This window comes from Micromonospora sp. DT53 (assembly GCF_049841535.1).
Classification (GTDB): Bacteria; Actinomycetota; Actinomycetes; order Mycobacteriales; family Micromonosporaceae; genus Micromonospora.
In genome coordinates this window covers 615,310-636,779 of record NZ_JBNCKM010000002.1, presented here as the reverse complement: position 1 = coordinate 636,779, position 21,470 = coordinate 615,310, and the positions used below count along the sequence as shown (strand labels likewise).

General features: G+C 72.2%; 18 protein-coding genes and 1 riboswitch. Of the genes, 8 read left to right on the top strand and 10 right to left on the bottom strand.

Annotated features, from left to right (window positions below):
• Positions 1 to 83 precede the first annotated feature (83 nt).
• From ACLQ3B_RS08770 to ACLQ3B_RS08760, 3 genes are all read right to left on the bottom strand, one after another.
• On the bottom strand, positions 84 to 2,159 hold the full coding sequence (locus ACLQ3B_RS08770; protein ID WP_425779000.1) for a DEAD/DEAH box helicase: 2,076 nt from the start codon (positions 2,157 to 2,159) through the stop codon (positions 84 to 86).
• A 197-nt stretch (positions 2,160 to 2,356) separates the two neighbouring features.
• Positions 2,357 to 3,979 (bottom strand): hypothetical protein, encoded by a 1,623-nt coding sequence (locus ACLQ3B_RS08765; protein WP_425778998.1) that lies wholly within the window; start codon positions 3,977 to 3,979, stop codon positions 2,357 to 2,359.
• A 113-nt stretch (positions 3,980 to 4,092) separates the two neighbouring features.
• Complete coding sequence (locus ACLQ3B_RS08760; RefSeq protein WP_425778996.1) at positions 4,093 to 5,628, bottom strand: C40 family peptidase; 1,536 nt, start codon at positions 5,626 to 5,628, stop codon at positions 4,093 to 4,095.
• 239 nt (positions 5,629 to 5,867) lie between these two features.
• Between ACLQ3B_RS08760 and mqnE the strand changes: the two genes are divergently transcribed.
• From mqnE to ACLQ3B_RS08745, 3 genes are all read left to right on the top strand, one after another.
• Positions 5,868 to 7,037 carry an aminofutalosine synthase MqnE gene (mqnE, locus tag ACLQ3B_RS08755; protein ID WP_124815231.1) on the top strand — a complete coding sequence of 390 codons (1,170 nt, stop codon included), beginning with the start codon at positions 5,868 to 5,870 and terminating at the stop codon, positions 7,035 to 7,037.
• A 23-nt stretch (positions 7,038 to 7,060) separates the two neighbouring features.
• On the top strand, positions 7,061 to 7,498 hold the full coding sequence (locus ACLQ3B_RS08750; RefSeq protein ID WP_425778994.1) for a hypothetical protein: 438 nt from the start codon (positions 7,061 to 7,063) through the stop codon (positions 7,496 to 7,498).
• A 73-nt stretch (positions 7,499 to 7,571) separates the two neighbouring features.
• On the top strand, positions 7,572 to 7,850 hold the full coding sequence (locus tag ACLQ3B_RS08745; protein WP_425779847.1) for a DUF4229 domain-containing protein: 279 nt from the start codon (positions 7,572 to 7,574) through the stop codon (positions 7,848 to 7,850).
• A gap of 66 nt (positions 7,851 to 7,916) precedes the next feature.
• Here ACLQ3B_RS08745 and ACLQ3B_RS08740 read toward each other — a convergent pair whose 3' ends face one another.
• Positions 7,917 to 9,254 (bottom strand): C39 family peptidase, encoded by a 1,338-nt coding sequence (locus ACLQ3B_RS08740; protein WP_425778992.1) that lies wholly within the window; start codon positions 9,252 to 9,254, stop codon positions 7,917 to 7,919.
• A 210-nt stretch (positions 9,255 to 9,464) separates the two neighbouring features.
• Between ACLQ3B_RS08740 and ACLQ3B_RS08735 the strand changes: the two genes are divergently transcribed.
• The 4 genes from ACLQ3B_RS08735 to ACLQ3B_RS08720 all read left to right on the top strand — a co-directional run bounded on the left by ACLQ3B_RS08735 (position 9,465) and on the right by ACLQ3B_RS08720 (position 14,553).
• Positions 9,465 to 11,342, top strand: a complete 1,878-nt coding sequence (locus ACLQ3B_RS08735) for a M14 family metallopeptidase (RefSeq protein ID WP_425778990.1) — start codon at positions 9,465 to 9,467, stop codon at positions 11,340 to 11,342.
• A 127-nt stretch (positions 11,343 to 11,469) separates the two neighbouring features.
• Positions 11,470 to 11,611: riboswitch (cobalamin riboswitch) on the top strand.
• A gap of 86 nt (positions 11,612 to 11,697) precedes the next feature.
• Complete coding sequence (locus ACLQ3B_RS08730; RefSeq protein ID WP_425778988.1) at positions 11,698 to 12,627, top strand: ABC transporter substrate-binding protein; 930 nt, start codon at positions 11,698 to 11,700, stop codon at positions 12,625 to 12,627.
• Between the two features lie 13 nt (positions 12,628 to 12,640).
• Positions 12,641 to 13,738, top strand: coding sequence for a FecCD family ABC transporter permease (locus ACLQ3B_RS08725; protein ID WP_425778986.1), 1,098 nt, complete (start codon positions 12,641 to 12,643; stop codon positions 13,736 to 13,738).
• A gap of 29 nt (positions 13,739 to 13,767) precedes the next feature.
• The gene (locus ACLQ3B_RS08720) at positions 13,768 to 14,553 is read left to right on the top strand and encodes an ABC transporter ATP-binding protein (RefSeq protein WP_425779845.1); all 786 of its coding nucleotides are present in this window, start codon (positions 13,768 to 13,770) and stop codon (positions 14,551 to 14,553) included.
• Between the two features lie 23 nt (positions 14,554 to 14,576).
• On the opposite strand, the gene ACLQ3B_RS08715 is transcribed toward ACLQ3B_RS08720, so the two are convergent.
• From ACLQ3B_RS08715 to ACLQ3B_RS08695, 5 genes are all read right to left on the bottom strand, one after another.
• Entirely contained in the window at positions 14,577 to 15,341 is a 765-nt protein-coding gene (locus ACLQ3B_RS08715; RefSeq protein ID WP_238668717.1) for a VOC family protein, read from the bottom strand.
• A gap of 94 nt (positions 15,342 to 15,435) precedes the next feature.
• The gene (locus tag ACLQ3B_RS08710; protein WP_425778984.1) at positions 15,436 to 16,173 is read right to left on the bottom strand and encodes an ABC transporter permease; all 738 of its coding nucleotides are present in this window, start codon (positions 16,171 to 16,173) and stop codon (positions 15,436 to 15,438) included.
• A 10-nt stretch (positions 16,174 to 16,183) separates the two neighbouring features.
• Positions 16,184 to 17,125 (bottom strand): ABC transporter ATP-binding protein, encoded by a 942-nt coding sequence (locus ACLQ3B_RS08705; protein ID WP_425778982.1) that lies wholly within the window; start codon positions 17,123 to 17,125, stop codon positions 16,184 to 16,186.
• The gene (locus ACLQ3B_RS08700) at positions 17,122 to 17,433 is read right to left on the bottom strand and encodes a transcriptional regulator (protein ID WP_425778980.1); all 312 of its coding nucleotides are present in this window, start codon (positions 17,431 to 17,433) and stop codon (positions 17,122 to 17,124) included. The genes ACLQ3B_RS08705 and ACLQ3B_RS08700 overlap by 4 nt, the downstream gene beginning before the upstream one ends.
• On the bottom strand, positions 17,430 to 18,074 hold the full coding sequence (locus ACLQ3B_RS08695; RefSeq protein ID WP_425778978.1) for a transporter: 645 nt from the start codon (positions 18,072 to 18,074) through the stop codon (positions 17,430 to 17,432). Before ACLQ3B_RS08695 ends, ACLQ3B_RS08700 begins: the two co-directional genes overlap by 4 nt.
• A gap of 181 nt (positions 18,075 to 18,255) precedes the next feature.
• Here ACLQ3B_RS08695 and ACLQ3B_RS08690 point away from each other — a divergent pair, with 181 nt between their 5' ends.
• Complete coding sequence (locus ACLQ3B_RS08690; protein ID WP_425778977.1) at positions 18,256 to 18,867, top strand: hypothetical protein; 612 nt, start codon at positions 18,256 to 18,258, stop codon at positions 18,865 to 18,867.
• On the opposite strand, the gene ACLQ3B_RS08685 is transcribed toward ACLQ3B_RS08690, so the two are convergent.
• Entirely contained in the window at positions 18,856 to 21,039 is a 2,184-nt protein-coding gene (locus ACLQ3B_RS08685) for an AAA family ATPase (RefSeq protein WP_425778976.1), read from the bottom strand. The two genes, ACLQ3B_RS08690 and ACLQ3B_RS08685, sit on opposite strands and share 12 nt — an antisense overlap.
• Between the last annotated feature and the right edge of the window lie 431 nt (positions 21,040 to 21,470).

The window sequence follows — 21,470 nt, the reverse complement described above, 5'->3', positions numbered from 1 at the left end:
TTACGCGACCCGACCGGCATCGGCAGGGCATGCGCGAACGCCGCCGCGAAGCCTGGGCTTCACGACGGCGTTCGGTGGATCAATCAGTGCGTACGCGCCGGCGGTCGCCCGCCGAAACCGCGCCGATCGTCACGCGGGCGGTCCTCGCGGGGCCGGTCGTCGCGGGGCCGGTCGTCCCGGGCCCGGCTCTCCGAGCGGAAACCACCCCGGGCGTCCCGGTCGCCGAAGCGCCGCTCACCCTGCGGGCGGTCACCGTAGCCGCGCTCGCCCTGCGGCCGGTCGCCGTACTGGCGGTCACCCTGCGGGCGGTCGCTGTAGCGGCGCTCGCCGGTGGGCCGGTCGCCGAAACGTCGCTCACCCTGCGGGCGGTCGCCGTAGCCCCGGTCACCCTGCGGGCGGTCGCCGAAGCGCCGCTCGCCCTGCGGGCGGTCGCTGTAGCGTCGCTCGCCCTGCGGCCGGTCGCTGTAGCGCCGCTCGCCCTGCGGGCGGTCGCCGTAGCCGCGCTCGCCCTGCGGGCGGTCGCCGTACTGGCGGTCACCCTGCGGGCGGTCGCTGTAGCGGCGCTCGCCGCTGGGCCGATCGCCGTAGCTCCGGTCACCTTGCGGGCGGTCGCCGTACTGGCGGTCACCCTGCGGTCGGTCGCCGAAGCGGCGCTCGCCGGTGGGCCGGTCGCCGAAGCGCCGGTCACCCTGCGGACGGTCGCCGAAGCGGCGCTCGCCTCCCGTGCGGTCACCGAACCGACGAGGACCCCCGGACCGGTCGTCGTACCGGCGCGAGCCGCCGGAGCGGTCGCCGTAGCCGCGGGGCTCCGCCTCGACGCGGACCGGAACGCCACTGGGCTCGCGCGCGCCGACCAGCTCGGCCAACGCCGCGTCTCCGACCCGGACCCGGGTCTCGGCCGGCGCGACGCCGGCCTTCTCCATCATCGCCAGGGTGGTGCGGCGCTGCTTGGGCAGCACCAGGGTGGCGACCGCGCCCGACTCGCCGGCCCGGGCGGTACGCCCCGCACGGTGCAGGTAGTCCTTGGGGTCCTTCGGCGGGTCGACGTGCAGCACCAGGGTGACCCCGTCGACGTGGATGCCCCGGGCCGCCACGTCCGTGGCGACCAGCACGTTCATCCGGCCCTCACGGAACTCGGCGAGCGTCTTGGTGCGCATCCGCTGGGTCTTGCCGCCGTGCAGCCCACCGGCGCGTACGCCGACGGCCGCGAGCTGCTCGACCAGCCGGTCCACCCCGAGCTGGGTACGGGCGAAGACCATGGTCCGGCCGTCCCGGGCGGCGATCGAGGCCGCCACCGGGAACTTCTCGTGCGGCGGGATCAACAGCATGTGGTGGTCCATGGTGGACACCGAGGCGGTGGACGGCGCGGTGGAGTGGGTGACCGGGTCGGTCATGAACCGCCTGACCAACGCGTCGACGTCACCGTCCAGGGTGGCCGAGAAGAGCAGCCGCTGACTGTTCGCGGGCGTCTTCGCCAGCAGATCGGTCACCTCGGGCAGGAAGCCCATGTCGGCCATCTGGTCGGCCTCGTCGAGCACCGTGACCTCGACCTCGTCGAGCTGGCAGATGCCCCGCTCGATGAGGTCGCCGAGCCGGCCCGGGGTGGCCACGATGATCTCCACACCGCGGCGCAGCGCGTCGATCTGACGGTCGTACGGAACGCCGCCGACGGCGGTCTTGAGGAAGATGCCGACGGACTTGCCCAGCGGCACCAGCGCGTCGTTGACCTGCATGGCCAACTCGCGGGTGGGCACCAGGACCAGGGCGCGCGGACGCATCGGCCGGGCCCGGTTGCGGGTGGCCAGCCGGGCGATCATCGGCAGACCGAAGGCGAGTGTCTTGCCCGAACCGGTCTGCCCACGGCCCAGCACGTCACGGCCGGCGAGCGCGTCCGGAACGGTGGCCCGCTGGATCTCGAACGGGCTGGTGATGCCCTGCTGCGCCAGTGCGCGAACCAGCGGCTCGGGCAGGCCGAGAGCGGCGAAGCTGATCGGCTCGGCGGTCTCCGTCGGCACGGGCTCGGCCTGCGGGGTGACTGTCGCTGCCGGCGCGGTGCCGGCCTCGCTCGGAGGAACGTCGAGCTGCTCCCGAGCGGCGTCGGTCGCCGGGACTGAGTTGAAAACGGACGAAACGGTGCTGGGGTCAGCAGAGGTGGTCAACAAAAACCTTTCGAGCGGGGCGCATCTTCGCGATGGCCTGCCGCGGCTGTACCGCCGGATCGCCCGCAAGATCGCCCAGGGGCGCACACCACGCGCGCCGGGTCAGTGATCTCAGCCAGTGTACGGCGGTCTGGCGAAGCCGCCAGCCGGTTGTCCGACGGTAGTGGGCGGACTCACCATCGTTACCACTCGCTGGCTCACCCGTTGAGCACGCTGCCCACCAGACCGTCCAGGGCGTCGCTGGCCAGCAGGACGACCAGAACACTTATCGCCACCAGCAGCCCCAGAGCGGCGGCCAGGACGATCATCACCCGGGTGTTACTGGACCGCTCGGCCGGCGTGTCGGCCCAGCCCTGGGCCAGGATGTGCCCGGTCAACGACCCGGACGTCTCCACCGCGTTGGCGGGTATCGCGATCGTGGTGAAGCCGGCCCCCTCGCCGTTGCCGTAGACGGTGCCGGCCAGGTCTGAGCCGCCGTCGTGCCGCCCACCACGGGTGCCGGCCGCGTCCCGTCCGGGAGAACCGGCCGCGTCCCGTCCGGGGGAACCAGCCGCGTCCCGTCCGGGAGAACCGGCCGCGTCCCGTCCGGGAGAACCAGCCGCGTCCCGTCCGGGGGAACCAGCCGGTGGCCCGCTCGGCGACGCGGTCAGTCGGGAGTTTCCGGTGCTGCTCCGGGCCGACGAAGGAGCCCCGGCGGTGGACGGTGGCCAGCTCGGCAGCGCTGGCGCGGGCACCACCGGCGACGCGGAGGCAGCCGGCCCGGCCCATCCGCCGCCGGACGTCGGGCGGGTCGCCCCACCGGTGGACGGCCACCCGGCCGGCGGTGCGGAGACCGACGCGCTGGCCCGTACGCCGGGCGTGTCGGTCATCGCCGGCGGCGGCGGAAACGGCGGTGCCGGCATCGGGCCGGGCGGGGCTGGTGGTGCGGGCACCGGCGGACCGGGTGGCGGAAGCGGCGGGCTCGGCACGGGCGGCGACGGCGGGCCGGGGATGGGCGGCACCGGCGAGGGCGGTGGGATGGGCGGGCCCGGCACGGGCGGAACCGGGCCGGGCGGCGGCGTGGGTCGGGGGCCCGGCGTCGGAATCGGACCGGGCGGGTACGGACCCGGCGCCGGCGCGGGCTCCGGTTCCGGTGGCGACGGCTGCGTCGGCCCGGGACCGGGTGGCGTGGGTTCCGGCTCCGGATTCGACGGCGTGGAGGGCTGGGCCGGCTCCGGCTCGACGCCCACCGGCGCGGCTCGGTAGACGGCAGGCGACTTCTCGCGAAGGTCGGGGGTGCCCAGGGCATCGGCCGTGCCCCGGCTGCCGCTCGGAACCGTGGCGCTGGCCCGGGCCGGCGCGGGGGAGTCGTTGCGCTGCCCCGGCAACGACACGTCGGCGGGAGCCGCTGGGGCGGTGGCACGAGACGTACCGGCGGGGCTGGCCGAGCCGGTCGCACGGTAGGTGGTTGCGGTGACCGGAGCGCTAACCGGTAGGTCACTGCGAAGAGCCCCGGCGGTCACGACGCTGGCGCGTGCGCGTACCGGTGCGGCGGCCTGGCCCTGGCGCGCGTCGACAACTGCCGACTCCTCGGCGGCCGTCCCAGAGACGTCCGTGCCGCCGGAAACGGCGTCGGTCGAGGCGTCCGCGGCGACCGCCGCCGTGCCGCTGTCGGCCGGGCTGGCGTCGCTGTGGGCCGGGCTGGCGCTGCTGTCGGCCGGGCTGGCGTCAGCGGGGCTGGCCTCGCTGGCGGCCACCGGGTCGGCGGCTTCCGGCCCTGGTGGGCCGGCCTGGTCGACCAGGGGGTCGACAGTCTCCGCCGGAAGTCTCTGCTCGGCCATTTCCGCCCTCCGCGCCATGCTCGCACCCGGACCCGTGACGTCGAGTCGGATGTGCCTGGTTGTCACCGTGCCACAGATCTTGCCGAGCGGACAGCCGGAGCGGCCGTGGCGGATCAGCCCGTGGTGCTGGGGCTGCCCGTCGCGCTGCGACTGGCCGTCGCGCTCGCGGTGGCCTTCGGCGTGGTCGTCGGAGACGTGCTGGCCGTCGCGCTCGCGGTGGCCTTCGGCGTGGTCGTCGGAGTGCTGCTCGGGGTGTTCGACGGCTTCGGCGTGGTGCTGCCGGTCGGGGTGGGCGTCGGGGTGGTCGTCAGCGTCGGCGTGGGCGTCGGCTTGGTGGTCTTCGTGGGCGTCGGCGTGGGCGTCGGCTTGGTGGTCTTGGTGGGCGTCGGCGTCGGCTTCGGGGTCGAGACGGGCGGGGCCGGAGGAGTCACGACCGGTGCCGGCACCGCGCCGATCACCCGGGTGGCGGCATACAGCCGGGACCAGCGGACGACCGAGACCTTGACGACGTCTCCCGTGGTGGGGGCCTGCACCATCTTGCCGTTGCCGATGTACATGCCGACGTGGTGGATCGTCGTCCAACTGCTGCCCGAGGCGAAGAAGAGCAGGTCGCCGGGGAGCAGCGCGCTCTGCGGAACGGTGCGGCCACGGGTGGCGGCGTACTGGTCCCGGGAGACCCGGGGCAGGTCGAAGTAGTCGGCGCCGGGGGACCGGTACGCCGCCCACATCAGGCCGGAGCAGTCGAACTCGTCCGGCCCCTCCTCGGACCACTTGTACGGGTCACCGCGCTGGGCGAGCGCGTACCGGACCGCGGCCAGTGCCCGGGGGTGCGCGGCCATGCCGCTGATGCTCTGGTTGGAGACGTATCCGGAGCCGATCTGCTGCTCGGCGGCGTCCTGCTGGCGTTCGATCTCGATCAGCGCGGCGGCGTTGTCCCGGCGCAGCTTGAGCAGACTCGCCTCGGCGGTGCGGAGCGCCGTCTCACCCGCCGTGTACTCCGTCTCGGCGGCGGCGAGCAGATCCTTGGCCTCGCTGTGCTTCTGGTAGGCGGTCTGCTCACCGGCACGGGCCCGGGACAGCTCCCCGGCCACTCCTGTGGTGCCGCCGTCGACCTTCTCGCCCCGGGTGATCGCCTGGAGGCGGCTCAGCCCGCGGATTTCCTGGGCGAAGTCGCCCGGCGGCAGCGCGGCAGCCGCCTTGATGGCCTCGGCGGCGGCGGTGTCGGCCGTCTGCTGGGCTCGGAGCAGGGCGTCCTGCGCGGTCGCCAGCGCCTTGCCGGCCGCGTCGACCTGCGCCTGCGCGTCGACGCGTTTCTGCCGGCTCACCAGCAACGCCTCGCCGAGCGCGCCGACCTGGACCTCGCCGGCGGAGATCGCGGTGGCCAGTGGGCCGTTGCCGATGTTGACCACCGGCGGGGCGGGCACGCCGGCGGCAGGTACGCCGCCGGGCAGCTGAAGCGAGCCGGTGACCGCCGGGCGCGAGCCGGTGTCCGGCACGGTGGTCGGCACGCCGGGCTCCGCGTACACGGGGGTGGCCAACACGGCCGCGGCGATCGCGCCGAGCAGGGCGGCCCAGAGCTTCGGACGCAGGACCGGCGAGATCACCGGGCTCCGTCGTCGCTGCCGTCGCCCGCGCCCGCTGTAGACCATGCCGCTCCCCGTTCAACCGCTCGTCGCCGCGCTCGGTGGGCGCGACCGCCGGGACGGTACCAGTGTGTGTGTTCCGCCCCACCTTGTTACTACCGCACCTCGCCACTCATGTCGATGCGTTGCCGGGTTACGGGAGGCTGAGAGTCTGGTGAAGTGGGTCGCTGCCGGCGACCGTGCCGCCGGGCCCGTCGGCACGGCGACGTACGCTCGATCCGGACCGCAGGTGGAAGGGACGTGCCATGGACGCCGGACTCAAGCGTGAGCTCGAAGCGAAGGTGTACGCCGGTGAGCGGCTGACCCGGGAGGACGGGGTCGCCCTCTACGAGAGCGACGACCTGACCTGGCTGGGGCGGTTGGCGCACCACAAGCGCACCGAGCTGAACGGCGACCGGGTGATGTTCAACGTCAACCGGCACCTCAACCTGACAAACGTCTGTTCGGCGTCCTGCGCGTACTGCTCGTTCCAGCGCAAGCCGGGCGAGAAGGACGCGTACACGATGCGCATCGACGAGGCGGTCCGCAAGGCCAAGGAGATGGAGGACGAGCAGCTCACCGAGTTGCACATCGTCAACGGCCTGCACCCGACGCTGCCCTGGCGTTACTACCCGAAGGTGCTGCGCGAGCTGAAGGCCGCGCTGCCGAACGTCAAGCTCAAGTGCTTCACGGCGACCGAGGTGCAGTGGTTCGAGAAGATCAGCGGCCTGAGCGCCGACGAGATCCTCGACGAGCTGATGGACGCCGGCCTGGAGTCGCTTACCGGTGGTGGCGCGGAGATCTTCGACTGGGAGGTCCGGCAGCACATCGTCGACCATGCCTGCCACTGGGAAGACTGGTCGCGCATCCACGCCCTGGCACACAGCAAGGGCATGAAGACCCCGGCGACGATGCTGTACGGCCACATCGAGGAGCCCCGGCACCGCGTCGACCACGTGCTGCGGCTGCGCGAGTTGCAGGACGAGACCGGTGGCTTCGCGGTCTTCATCCCGCTGCGCTACCAGCACGACTTCGTCGACTCGGCGGACGGCAAGATCCGTAACCGGATCCAGGCGCGCACCACGATGGCCTCGCCGGCCGAGTCGCTGAAGACGTTCGCCGTCTCCCGGCTGCTCTTCGACAACGTGCCGCACCTGAAGAACTTCTGGGTGATGCACGGGTTGTCGGTGGCGCAGCTCTCGCTGAACTTCGGCGTGGACGACCTGGACGGCTCCGTCGTCGAATACAAGATCACGCACGACGCCGACTCGTACGGCACCCCGAACACCATGCACCGCGACGACCTGCTGCACCTGATCTGGGATGCCGGCTTCCAGCCCGTCGAGCGGGACACCCGCTACAACGTGGTCCGGGAGTACGACAAGGCCCCGTCGCTGGCCGAGCGGCGCGCCGAGCCGCAGCAGGTCTGGGCCTGAGCCGCCACGTACCCTCGCAGTCGATGACCGAGCAACGAGGACCTGAGCAGCAGGGCGGGTTTCCCCGCCGGGACGCCGAGGGGCGCATCCGTACCCTGGGCGATCTGCTCGGGGTGTGCCTGGCCGGCCTGGTCATCGGTGTGCTCGCGTTGGTGCTGTTCGACTGGGCGTTCGCCTCGATCGGTGCCGGCGACTTCGGGCACACAAACGGTTGGCTGGCGGTGATCCTGCCGGCCTGGTTGTTCTGGGACGACTTCCGGGCCTGGGAGTTCGGCGCGGCCCGGGTGCTGGCGGCGGTGGTCGCCGCCGCCGTCGGGGTGTTCGTGGGGCTGCTGATCGCCGGTCTGGGCGCGGGGTTGCCGCCGCTGCTGTCCGGCGCGTTGGCGGCGGGGGCGTTCACCGTGGCGTACGCGGTCCTCTGGTTCCCGGGCGTCCGCTGGCTGGCCCGCCGGACCGGCTGAGCATGACCGCCCGCCGGGCGGTTCGATCCTTCCGCCGGCAGTGGCGGGCGACGGAGAGAACGGAGTGGTGCAGGTGAGCGCCGCGCTCAAGTACACGCTGGGCCGGATCGGGCTGTTCGTCGCCGTGCTGGCGGGCCTCTGGCTGGTCGACATGAACGTGTTCCTGAAGCTGATGCTGGCGTTGGTGTTCTCCGCCGCGCTCTCCTTCTTCCTGCTGCGTGGTTGGCGGGACGAGATGGCCGCGGAGATCGCCGAAGCAGCCGAGCGCCGCCGCACCGAGAAGGAGCGCCTCCGCTCAGCCCTGGCCGGCGAAGACCAGCCCCCCACCCAGACCCCAGACTCCCCGCGTTGATCATGAAGTTATTGTCACGACACGCCGAGTAGTCGGGCAATAACTTCATGATCAACCGCGCAGGGCCTACCAGTTGGTGGAGCCGGGGAGCTTGGGCCAGGGCTTCGTGGTGGGCTTGATCAGGTACGCGATGCCGCCCGAGCCGCCGGACACGCCGCCGCTGGCGTTGGTGCGCTTGGTCCGCAGCCAGATCTGCTCGAACTGCGCACGCTTGTAGACGTTGCGCACCACGTCGTTGCTGGACGAGGCCGGGTCGTTGACGATCACGTCGCCGTCGGCGGTGAAGCCGACCACCACGAAGAGGTGGCCCGAGGTGCCGTAGTTCGCCCCGTCCAGCTCACTGGCGAGGAAGGACTGGCTGGTCACCACGGGGATGCCGGCGGCGATGAAACGCTCCAGCTCGTCGAGTGAGTGCAGCCGGGTCACCCGGCCCTCCAGCCCGGGGAAGCTGGCCGCGTACGCGGTGTTGAACGGCCAGTTGCCCGCGCCGTCGTACGCGTAGTCGTAGGTCATCCGTGCGGCGTGGTTGACCGTCGGGTCGGGGTAGGTCGGGTCCACCCAGGAGGTGTCGGCGGTCGACGGCTTGCGGCCCCAGTACTCGATCACCATCTCGGTCGAGGTGGGCGAGCACCACGCCTCGCCGCCGCCGTCGTACTCGGGGTAGTGACCGGCGTGCACGTTCTGCGAGTAGCGCGGCACCGGCAGCTCCCGGCCCCAGGCGATGTGTCCGGCGCTCGGCGGCACGGTGAACCGGTCCGGCACCGTGGAGCTCATCGCGCCCAGCATCCGGACCACCGGGGCGGCGCTCTGCCCGGGCGCACGGTAGAGGGTCAGTTTGAGCTGGTACGACCGCAGCAGCACCCCGGCGGCGGCGTCGTCGATGCTGAAGGTGTCGGTCCAGATCGTCGACCAGGGGTCGCCCTGCCGGTCGACGCTTGTCCGCTTGATGTCGGTGTCGCCGGACGCCCAGCGGCCCAGGACGTACCACGGGGTCTGGTCGCCGCTCGTGTAGTTGCCCTGCATCTCCACCTGGATCCAGGTGCCGGCGGGGGTCTCCGCGTTCCAGGAGGCGATCAGCTCGGTGGCGTCGAACCCGATCCGGGTCACCGGCGAGGTCCAGGTGCCGTACTCCCAGGTGCGGGTGGCGCCGGTGTGCGGGTCCGCGTACTCGATGGTGCCGGCCGGGCGGGCCAGGGTGACGCCCGCTCGGGCGCCGGGCACGACGCGGGTGCCGGCCTGGCTGCCCCGGTGCCAGTCGGCGGGCCCGGACCAGTCCTGGTAGGTGATCTGCTCGTCGTGGGCGGGGGCGGGCGGGTGTGCCGCCAGCGCGGGCGCGGCGCTGGTGAGCAGGGTGAGCGTGGTGACGCCGGCGAGGGTGGCCGCGCGCAGGCGGGATCTGGCCATGGGTGCTCCGCGGTGTCGAGGGGGCATCGTCGCCCGTCAGTTTTCCGCTTGGAGGGAAGTTTCGCCAGATGTTGATAGGTGGAAAATCATTGCCGCCGTGATGATCCACCTGGGATGCATAAGGCAGCGATCAATATTGATATGACCATGTGACAGATGGTGAAGTGTCCTTCACCGAGCGGGATCTCCCGCCCATCGAGGAGGTAGTCCATGGCCCTCCGCACGCCCATCCCCCTCCGCCGCGTCCTGGTGCTCGCTGTCGTCACCGGGCTGGGCATCGTCACCGTCGCCGCCGGTCCGGTCGCCGCCCGGCCGGCCCCGGACCGCACCGCCGAGCCGGCCGCGGCCAGCTACCGGGTGCTCGGGCCCCGGACCCTCGCCGACCGCAACGCGGTGGCCCGCACCGGGGCCGCCATCGACTACTCCGAACATGGGGTGCTGCACATCTCGGCCACCGCGGGCGAGGCCGCCGCGATCGGCAAGCTCGGCTTCCGGCTGGAACCGCTGGCCCCGCCGCCCAACGCCGAGCGCGGCGCCGGCGAGATCGGCACCATGGCCTTCCCGCCGGCCGACTCCAACTACCACGACTACGCGGAACTGACAGCCGTCGTGAACCAGGTCGTCGCCGACCACCCGGCGATCGCCCGCAAGATCAGCATCGGTTCGTCGTACGAGGGCCGCGACCTGATGGCGGTGAAGATCTCCGACAACGTCGGCACCGACGAGAACGAGCCGGAGATCCTGTTCAACTCCCAGCAGCACGCCCGCGAGCACCTGACCGTCGAGATGGCGATCTACCTGCTCAACCTCTTCACCGACAGCTACGGCAGTGACTCCCGGATCACCAACATCGTCAACGGCCGGGAGATCTGGATCGTGCCGACGGTCAACCCGGACGGCAGCGAGTACGACATCGCCACCGGCTCGTACCGATCCTGGCGCAAGAACCGGCAGCCCAACAGCGGCTCGTCCAACGTGGGCACCGACCTGAACCGCAACTGGGGCTACAACTGGGGATGCTGCGGCGGCTCGTCCGGCACCACCTCGTCGGAGACCTACCGTGGCCCGTCGGCGTTCTCCGCGCCCGAGACGCAGGCGCTGCGCAACTTCGTCAACGGCCGGGTGGTCGGCGGTGTGCAGCAGATCAAGGCCAACATCGACTTCCACACGTACTCGGAGCTGGTGCTCTGGCCGTACGGCTACACCACGGCGAACACCGCCACCGGCCTGAACGCGGACCAGTACAACACCTTCGCCACCATCGGCCAGCAGATGGCGGCCACCAACAACTACACGCCTGAGCAGTCCAGCGACCTCTACATCACCGACGGGGACAGCCTCGACTGGATGTGGGCCACCCACAACATCTGGGCCTACACCTTCGAGATGTACCCGGGCTCCTCCGGCGGCGGGGGCTTCTACCCGCCCGACGAGGTGATCGGAGCGCAGACCTCGCGCAACCGGGAGGCGGTGCTGATCCTCAGCGAGTACGCCGACTGCCCGTACCGGGCCATCGGCAAGCAGGCGCAGTACTGCGGCGGTGGTGGCGGCACCACTGTCTGGTCGGACACCTTCGAGACCGCCACCGGCTGGACCATCAACCCGGGCGGCACCGACACCGCCACCCTCGGCGCGTTCGAACGGGGCGCCGCCCAGGCGACCACGTCCTCCGGAGCCAAGCAGCTCACCCCGTACGCCGGATCCAACGACCTGGTCACCGGCCGGCTGGCCGGCTCGGCGGCCGGTGACTACGACGTCGACGGCGGCGTGACAAGCGCCAGGTCCCCGGCGGTGACCCTGCCGTCGTCCGGCACGCTGACCCTGTCGCTCGCCTGGTACCTGGCGCACGGCTCGAACGCCTCGTCGGCGGACTACCTGCGGGTGAGCGTGGTGCACAACGGCGGCACCACCGCGCTGCTCACCCAGGCCGGCGCGGCCAGCAACCGCAACGGGAGTTGGGCGGTAGCCAACCTCAACCTCACCCCGTACGCCGGCCAGTCGGTCCGCGTGCTCGTCGAGGCGGCTGACGCGTCCGGGGCCAGCCTGGTGGAGGCGGCTGTGGACAACGTCACCATCACTTCCTCCTGATCGGGTGGGGCCCCGTCCCGCCCCGGCGGGGCCCCACCACCCGTTCCCGACCCTCCAGATCCGGGACATATCCCTCGACGCGCGACGGGCCACCGATCGCGCGTCGTCGATCAACCCTTGATCGATCCAGCACGTCGGGGCGGTGCGCTACCGTCTTACCGACAAGTCCGCAGCGAAGCCGGTGCTCATCCCGGCGCTGTCCCGCAACTGTGATGCCCCACCTGTCGGTGGGGACGAGCCAGGTCGCCTGCGGACCGGTCGCGAAACGCGCTCTCGAGGAAGGGCGCCTCGTGGGCGGGCGTACGGAAGTCCCTGTCGGCGAAGCACCACACTCCTCGACCGACAGGAGGCCCCCATGTTCAGACGTACCCCTCGGCTCTTCGCGGCGACCCTCGCGGTCACCGCGCTCGCCCTCGGCGCCTGCGCCGAGAAGGCCGACGACAAGCCGAGCACCGGCACCGCGGCCGCCGCCTACCCGGTCACCGTCGGCGCGCTCACCCTCGACAAGCGTCCCGAGAAGATCGTCGTGCTGTCGCCCACCGCCACCGAGATGCTCTTCGCGATCGGTGCCGGCCCGCAGGTGACAGCCGTCGACGACCAGTCGAACTACCCGGCCGACGCGCCCAAGACCGACCTCTCCGCCTTCCAGCCGAACGCCGAGGCGATCGCCGGTAAGAACCCGGACCTCGTGGTGCTCTCCGACGACCGCAACAAGATCGTCGATCAGCTCGGCAAGCTGAAGATCCCGGTGTACCAGACCCCGGCGGCGGTCACCCTCGACGACTCGTACCGGCAGATCACCGAGCTGGGCACGCTGACCGGGCACGCCGACCAGGCCACCGACGTCGCCACCCGGATGAAGGACGACATCGCCAAGCTGGTCAAGGACCTGCCGCAGCGCGCCGAGAAGCTCACCTACTTCCACGAGTTGGGCCCGGAGCTGTACAGCGCCACCAGCAAGACCTTCATCGGCTCGCTCTACAGCCAGGCCGGTCTGACAAACATCGCCGACCCGGCCGACGCGGACGGCAAGGACTTCGGCTACCCGCAGCTGTCCCAGGAGTTCGTGGTCAAGGCCGACCCGGACTTCGTCTTCCTGGCCGACGCCAAGTGCTGCCAGCAGAGCGCCGACACGGTCAAGGCCCGCAGTGGCTGGGCCGGCCTCACCGCGGTGAAGAACAACCAGGTCGTGGCCCTGGACGACGACATCGCCTCCCGCTGGGGCCCACGGGTCGTGGACCTGCTCCGGGTCATCATCGACGCGGTCGCCAAGGTGCCCGCGTGACCGTCGTCCGTCGGTGACCGAGCCGCTGTCCGCGGCCCGGCCCGCCGGGCTGCTGTCTGGGGCCCGGCCCGCCGGGCTGCGCAAACGTTGGCTGGTCGCGGGGTTGGTCGCGGTGCTCGTCGCGCTCGTCGTCGGGGTGTCGCTCGGCCCGGTGAGTCTGCCCCCGGGCAGCGTCGCCGCCGAGCTGCTCAACCTGTTTCCCGGGGTGCACCTGGACAGCGGGTTGACCGAGCGCGAGATCGCGATCGTCACCGAGCTGCGCCTACCCCGCGTGGTGCTGGGCCTGCTCGTCGGCGGCCTGCTCGCCATGGCCGGCGGGTGCTACCAGGGCGTGTTCCGCAACCCGCTGGCCGACCCGTACCTGCTCGGTGTGGCCGCCGGCGCCGGCCTCGCGGTCACCGCGGCGATCGCCCTCGGCGGCGCCGGCCAGCAGGGCACGCTCTCCGGGCTGCCGATGACCGTTCCGTTGGCCGCGTTCGCCGGTTCCCTGCTGGCCGTGACGATGACCTACGTGCTCGGCGCGGCCGGAGGCCGACGCGGGTCACCGGCGATGCTGATCCTGGCCGGGGTGGCGGTCTCCGCGTTCCTGTCCGCCGGTCAGACGTACCTCCTGCAACGACACGCCGACAGCATCCAGCCGGTCTACTCCTGGTTGCTCGGCCGGCTGGCCACCGCCGGTTGGCACGACGTGCTGCTGGTGCTGCCGTACGCCGCGCTGACCACTGTGGTGGTGCTGCTGCACCGCCGCGAGTTGGACGTCCTCGCGCTCGGCGACGACGAGGCGAGAAGCCTCGGTCTGCACCCGCAGCGCACCCGCTACCTGTTGATCGCCGCCGCCTCCCTGGGCACCGCGGCGGCGGTCTCCGCGACCGGGCTGATCGGCTTCGTCGGCATCATCGTGCCGCACACCGTCCGACTGCTCGCCGGCTCCAGCTACCGGGTGATCCTGCCGATGTCACTGCTGTTCGGCGGCGCGTTCCTGGCACTTACCGACGTGGTGGCCCGCACCGCCGCCGCTCCGTCCGAGGTGCCGATCGGAGTGGTGACCGCCCTGCTGGGCGGCCCGTTCTTCGTCCTCGTGCTGCGGACCGCCCGGCGGGTGCTCACGTGAGCCGCGAACCCGCCGTCGGCGTGCCGGCCGTGGGTGTGCCGGCCGTCGAGGTGCGCGGGCTGCACGTCGACCTCGGTGGCACGCCGATCCTGACCGGCGTCGACCTCACCGTCGCCGCCGGCGAGTGGGTCACCGTGATCGGTCCGAACGGCGCCGGCAAGTCGACCCTGTTGCGCGCCGTCGGCGGCCTGCTGCCCGCGCCGGGAGCGATCACCCTGTTCGGTACGCCGAGTGCCGCGCTGCGCCGCCGGGACCGGGCCCGTGTGGTGGCCACGGTGGCACAGTCCCCGGTGGTGCCACCCGGCATGTCGGTACTGGACTACGTGCTGCTCGGCCGCACCCCGTACATCCCCACCCTGGGCCGGGAGTCGACCGCGGACATCGAAGCCGTGCACGAGGTGCTGGGGCGGTTGGACCTCACCGGCTTCCACCGTCGCGAACTGGCCACCCTCTCCGGCGGCGAACGGCAGCGGGTGTTCCTCGCCCGCGCGCTCGCCCAGGGCGCGACGCTGCTGCTGCTCGACGAGCCGACCAGCGCGCTCGACATCGGGCACCAGCAGGACGTGCTCGAACTGGTCGACCAGCTACGCCGCCAGCACGGCCTGACCGTGCTGGCCACGATGCACGATCTCTCCCTGGCCGGTGAGTACGCCGACCGGATGGTGATGCTCGCCGGCGGTCGGGTGGTGGCCGCCGGGACTCCGCCCGAGGTGTTGACCGAGCAGCTGCTGGCCACCCACTACCGGGCCAGTGTCCGGGTGGTCCCCGGTACACACGGCCCCCTGGTGGTCCCCGTCCGCCCCACCCGCCCCTGAGCCTGCGGGGTCGGGTGGCCGGGTCAGGGGCCCAGGTCGATGACGGAGAAGAGGGCGCCCTGGGGGTCGCGGAGGGCGGCGAACCGGCCCGCCGGGATGTCGCGGGGCGGGACCAGGATCGTTCCGCCCAGCTCGGAGGCGCGGGCCGCCGCGGCGTCCGCGTCGGCCACCGCGAAGTACACAGTCCAGTACGCGGGCAGGTCGGCCGGGAAGTCGTCGGCAAGCGGCGGCATCATCCCGGCGACGATCTGCGTCCCGAGCCGCCACCCGGTGTACGTCATGGCGCCCACCGCCTGGTCGTCCGGCTGCCACCCGAACACCAGCTCGTAGAAGACCTTCGCGCCCTCGGGGTCGGGGGTGACCAGCTCGTTCCAGCTCATCGCGCCCGGCACGTTGAACACCTCGGCGCCGGCCATGGCCAGCGGCTGCCACACGCTGAACGTGGCGCCGGCCGGGTCGGCGAAGACCGCCATCCAACCCCTGTCGAAGACCTCGAACGGTGGTACGACGACCTGCCCGCCGGCCCGTTCCACCCGCCCGGCGACCAGCTCGGCGTCGTCGGTGGCGAGGTACGTCGACCAGATCGGCACCTGGTCCGGGATCGCGGGCGGGCCGGCGCCGGCCACCGGCTTACCGTCGAGCAGGAAGACCGTGTAGCCGCCCGCCTCGGGCTCCGGGGTGACCTGGCCGGTCCAACCGAACAGCTCCGGGTAGAAGCGCCGGGCGTCGGTCAGGTCCGGGGTGGCCAGGTCGGCCCAGCAGGGCGTACCCGGCGGGACGGTGCTCACGTCAAGACCCCTCTCGGCCCGGGTGGCCACGGCGGCCCCCTGCCGGAATCCTGGCATCGTCCCGCTGTCGCCCGGGGCGGAAACGGACGAATCGTCAGCTGAACCGGCGACCCTCGTCCCGCCGGTACGCCCAGGTGGCGAGCGTGGCGAGCAGCACCACCCAGACACCGAGCATGATCATCGTCAACGGTCGGACGGAGTAGTCGCCGACCGCTGCCCACATCAGTTCGGCCGCTCCCCGGGTCGGCAGGAACGGTGCGATCGTCTGGATGAACCCGGGTGCGTCGTCCGGCGCGGAGAGCAGACCGCCGCCGAACGCGAGCGGTAGGAAGACGACCTGCGCGACCACGATCGCCGCCTTGCTCGGCAGCGAGTAGCCGATGGCGAGACCCATCAGCGTGAACGGCACCGAGATGACGGCCACGGTGACGGCGGTCAGCAGGAACGCCGCCGGGGTGACAGTGGCCGCGGTCAGTGTCGCGCCGATCACCACTACCGGGATCAACGAGAGGTAGGTGAGCGCCAGGCCGGCCAGCACGCGGCCCGCGAATCGCGGTGCCGACCCCGCCGGCAGGGTCCGGGTGTACGGGTTCCAGGGCTGGTCGCGGTCCTCGGCCACACCGACGCCGTACTGGAAGATGTTGGCGCTCATCACCGAGAAGGTGACCATCGACGCGGTGGCGAAGGTGGCGCCGGCCGCATCGTCGCCGGCGAAGGGCACCACGAAGAAGATCATGGCGGCGGCCGGGAAGAAGGCGCTGCCGACGACGGCCACCGGAATCCGGATGATCTCCAGGAGTTGGTAGCGGGCGTGGACCAGGGCGAGCTGCACGGTCGACTCCTCAGACGGTTGTGGGTTGGCCGCCGGCAGCGGCGGTGGTGGGCTGGCCCTGGCTGGTCGCCGGACCCCCGCTGGGCGCGTCCCCGCTGGTGATGGCGAGGAACGCCTCCTCCAGCGACGTCGGCCGTACCTCCAGGTCGGCGAACGGAGTCTGGGCCGTGACCAGCGCCCGGACCAGTTCGTCGGCGTCGGTGGTGAGCAGGTGCAGCCGACCGTCCACCCGTTCGGTGCGGACGACCCCGGGCAGCTCGGGCAGGTGGTCGGCGACGAGGCTGACCCGGCGTACGCCGACGATGCCGCGCACCGCGTCCACGCTGTCGTCGGCGAGCACCCGGCCCTGCCCGATGACCACCACCCGGTGGGCGAGCGCCTCCACCTCCTCCAGGTAGTGGCTGCTCAACAGCACGGTGCCACCGTCGTCGTGGAAGGCCCGGATCGCCTCCCACAGGGTGTGCCGGGCGGCCACGTCCAGACCCGTGGTGGGCTCGTCGAGCAGCACCAACCGGGGGCGGCCGACGAACGCCATCGCCACCGCCAACCGGCGGCGCTGCCCCCCGGAGAGCCCGCCGGTCTGCCGTCGGGCGAGGTCGGCGAGGCCGAACCGGTCGAGCAACTCCGCCCGGGGCACCGGGTCGGGGTAGTGCGCGGAGACGAAGTCGACGACCTCGCCGACGCGCAGCGTGCCGGGCAGGCCGGTCTCCTGCGGGGTGACCCCGATCTGTCGCCGGCTCGCCGGGTCGCGGGGGTCGCCACCGAACAGCTCGACCCGCCCCGACGTGGGACGGCGCAGGCCCACCAGCAGGTTCATCAGGGTGCTCTTGCCGGCACCGTTCGGCCCGAGCAGGCCGACCAGCTCACCGGCCCGGACTTCCAGGTCGACGCGGTCGAGGGCGAGGACGTCGCCGTACCGGCGGCTGGCCTGGTCGGCGCGGGCGAGGGTCATGACTGCTCCTTCGACGTGGTGGGGTCGAGTAGGGCGCGGATAGTTTCGGTGTACTCCTCGAACGCCAGCCGGCCTCGCCGGCTGAGCCGGACCAGGGTCGCCGGGGTGCGTCCATGATGGGTCTTGCTGATCTCCACGTAGCCGGCCTCCTCTAGCTTGCGCAGGTGCACCGAGAGGTTGCCGGCGGTCATCGCGAGCAACTCCTGGAGGCGGGGGAACGCGATCCTGTCGCCGACGTTGAGGGCGGAGAGGCTGGCGACCACCCGCAGCCGGGCCTGCGCGTGGATGACCGGATCCAGCTCGGTCACGGCTGCTGTCGCTGTCGTTGTCGCCGCCGGGCGATCGCGCCGGCCACCAGCATTCCGCCGCCGCCGGCCACCGCCACGATGAGCGGGTGCCAGCCCGGCCCGGCGAACGCCCCGACCAGGTTGATCAGGCTGATCCAGACGCCCAGCCGGAACAGGTCCTGGTCCAGCCAGACCGCCCCACCGGCCATGTGCAGCGCGCCGGTCAGTCCGACGGCGGTCGCCGACCAGAGCAGCGCCGCCCGGTCGTGCGGCAGGTGCTCGGAGATTCGGCCCAGCCCCGCGTAGATGCTCACCGAACCGAGGGCCCAGGCGTACCCGTACCACTTGCCACGCCGGGCGGAGTCACCTGTCACCTGGCCGTAGGCCCGCACGCTGACCACCGCCTGGATCGCTCCGGCAACCACGAGCAGTGCGAAGAGGACGGTCAGCGGCAGCCAGCTCGGCAGGTCGACAAGCGCCCGATCACCTGGGGAGAATCGCAGGAAGAACAGCCCGAAGCCGACCAGCCAGGCCACACCCCACGGCCAGTAGAGCAGGCGGGCATCGGGATCGAGCCGGCGTGCCGTCGCCGACCGTTGGTCCTGGATCAGCCGGAGCGCCGCCGCCGCGTCGGCGGGTGGTGAATCATCGTCGAGGTTCACGCAAACTACTTTACGGCACAAAGTCGAGGCGGGTGACCCCGTCGTCACGGACGTGACACCCTTTCGCGGCGAGCAGTGCCTAGGGTGGGGAGCCGCGGCGACTGATCCGCCGCACAGGCCACTGGGGAGGGTCCGTGCCGGTGTTGGAGGTCCAGCCGTTCGACGACCACGAGGGGCACCGATGACGGCCGACGAGAGCCGGGCACGGCACGTCGAGGGGATCACCCGGCTGATACCGGCCGACGAGCGGGTGCACACGGTGGCCCAGGTTCGAGCGGGCGGAGGGTTGACCCCGGCGCCGCCCCCGCAACCGTCGGCGCCAGCCGGCACGGGCGGGCCGGGCGTGCTGGGTGTCCTGCTCAACGTGCTGTCCCCGACCATCACCTTCGATCGGGCGGACAACGCCGTCGACTGGCTCTTCTTCGGGGTCGGCGGTCGAGGCGACCCGGGCTCCCAGGCATCCGTGCTGCACCATGCCCTGACCGTGGCGGCGAAAGGCTCGGGCGTGCGGACCCTCGTGCTGGGGGTCACCGATCAGCGGCTGCTGCTCGGCGCGACAGCACCCGTGGGGCTGCTCTCCAGCTCGGCGGCGGACGAGCGGGCGCAGACCGACATCGAACTGCTCGGGTCGGTGCCGCGCACGACGGTCGCCGCCCGGTTCGGCAGATACCGTCTGAGTTGGAAGCGGCTGCGGATCGACTTCGCCGACGGGTCGTGGCTGTCGTTCCACGTGCCGCTGGCAGACTCCGGCCGCCCGCTACGGGAGATCGCGGCGGCCCTGTCAGCCGGCTGACCCGGCCACGAGCGGGGCGGGCAGCGGCGCGACGTGCAGCACCGCCAGCCGGGACACCGCCCGCGTGAGCACCACGTACAACCGGTGCAGCCCGCGTGGCTCGGCCGCGACGATCGCGGCCGGCTCGACCACCACCACGTGGTCGTACTCAAGGCCCTTGACCAGCGTCGCCGGCACCACTGTGACCCGCTCCGCGGCCGCCACGTCGTCGGCGGTCGCGGTCTCGACGCCGGCCTCGGCCAGCGCCGCCCGCAGGCCGTCGACCGCGTCGTCCGCGGCGATCACACCGACCGAGCCGTCGTGCGCGAGCGCCGCTCGCACCTCGGCCACCGTCGCCGCGGTCAGGTCGGTCACCGTCCGCACGTCCAGGCCGCCGTCGTGACGCAACGACTCGGCCGGCGGTACGTTCACCGCGAGCGCCGGGAGCAGCAGGTTCGCGAACGCGACGACCGCGGCGGGCACCCGGAAACCGACTGTCAACGGGACCACCACCGCGTCCGGCTTGCCCAGGTGGGCAAGGGACTCCCGCCAGTCCGTCGCCGCCCACGGCGCGGTGCCCTGGGCGAGGTCGCCCAGGAGCGTGACCGAGCCGTGCTCGCTGCGCCGGGCGATGGCCCGACACTGCATCGGGGAGAGGTCCTGTGCCTCGTCCACCACCACGTGCCCGAACCCGGAGAGCCGCTCCAACAGCCCGGTCGCCTCGTCGATCAACACCGCGTCGGCGGCGGTCCACCTGGTCGCCTTCGGGGTGCGGGCCGGCTTGACCCAGGTGAGCTGCGCCTGCTCGGTGTCGCTGAGCAGCCCGTCCGCCGCGGCGGCGAGCCGGACCGGATCGGAGAACAGGCCGTGCACCAGCCCTTCCGGGGTGAGCGCCGGCCAGACCGCGTCCAGGAAGTCGAGCACCGGCCGGCAGCGGCTCATCCGACGAAGCCAGGCATCGCTGGGCGACTCCGCACGCCGCGCCTCGGCCTGCCGTTGCAGCAGGCTCACCACCCGCGCCTGGACGCGTTCCCGACCCGTGCCGTACGGCAGCCCCTCCCGGCGGGTCTCCTCGATGATCCGGTGCAACGGCTCCAGCCCGATCCGCCAGCGGAACGAACCGTCCGACACGGTGATCGACTCGGTCGGGGTGCCGATCTGCGCCTGCACCGCGCGCCGCAGCACGCTCGCCATCCGTACGTCGTGTTTGAGCGCGGCCACCGCCGGCGCCTCGACCGCCCGGACCGGCACCCGGGAGATCAACTCCTCCACCGTGGCCTGCTCGACCTCCACCTCGCCGAGCGCCGGCAGCACCGCCGCGATGTACGACAGGAACGCCCGGTTCGGTCCGACGATCAGCACACCCGCCCGCCGCAGCCGCTCCCGGTGCAGGTAGAGCAGGTACGCGGCCCGGTGCAGGCCCACCGCCGTCTTTCCCGTACCAGGTGCGCCCTGCACACAGATCGAGTCGGCGAGATCAGCCCGGACCAGCTCGTCCTGCTCCGGCTGGATCGTGGCCACGATGTCCCGCATCGGCCCGACGCGCGGACGCTCGATCTCGGCGGTGAGGATCCGACTGGTCGTGCCGAGCTCTTCGCCCCGATCCAGCCGCTCATCCTCGAAGCTGGTCAGCACGCCGTTGCTGAACCCGAACCGCCGCCGGACCGCCACCCCCTGCGGATCCCGCACGCTGGCCCGGTAGAACGAGCGCGAGACCGGCGCCCGCCAGTCCAGCACCAACGGCTCGCCGCGCTCGTCGGTGACGTGCCGCCGCCCCACGTGATAGCGCCGCCCGTGATGATCACCGCTGGTGTCGGGTGCGGTCGGGTCGTTCGCGGGCCTGCCGTCGGCGGTTCTGTTGTTCGCGGTCCCGCTGTTCGCGGTCCCGCTGTTCGCGGTCCCGGTGTTCGTGGTCCCGCTGTTCGCGGTCCCGGTGTTCGGGGCGTCGGCGAAGTCGAGGCGGCCGAAGAAGAGCGGAGTGGTCGGGTCGTCGGCCAGCTCGGCTACCCGGCGGGCCAGGGTGCGGCCGAGCGTCTCCGCCGCGTACGCGTCGCCGGCCACCTGGTCACCTGTGGCGAAGAGAGACTCGGCCCTCGCCCGCATCCGAGCTAGCTCCGCCCGTGAGGTGGTGAGGTGGGCGCGTTCGGCGGTCAGGTCCGCGTCGAGGTCGGTGTCGAGGTCAAGTGCGGGCATGCTGACGTCCCATCGTTCACATCTGCTGCGCGCTCGCGTGTCCGGGGGCGGATGGCCGGCCGCCCGGCGCGAAGACGTCCGTTCCGGTGCAGCTCACCTCGGCCGTCAAGCGGGGCTGCAACCCTACGCTCCCCAGCCCGCCGCATCCAGCGAATTACCGACGCGACCACCCATCCGAGCTGGCGTGTCGCCCGGTCGAGATCGACTCGGTTTTCATGAAGTCGCGGTGTCTGGGCCGGTGCTACCCCCCGCTTTTCAGGAAGCCGAGTCGATCAACGGGAGTCCGCAGGTCTGGAGGCGACAAGACCGGCGGGGGTTGGCGTGTGCCTGGGCACGGTCGCGGGTCGCGCCGCGCGGGTCGCGCCGCGCGGGTCGCGCCGCGCGGGTCGCGCCGCGCGGGTCGCGCCGCGCGGGTCGCGCCGCGCGGGTCG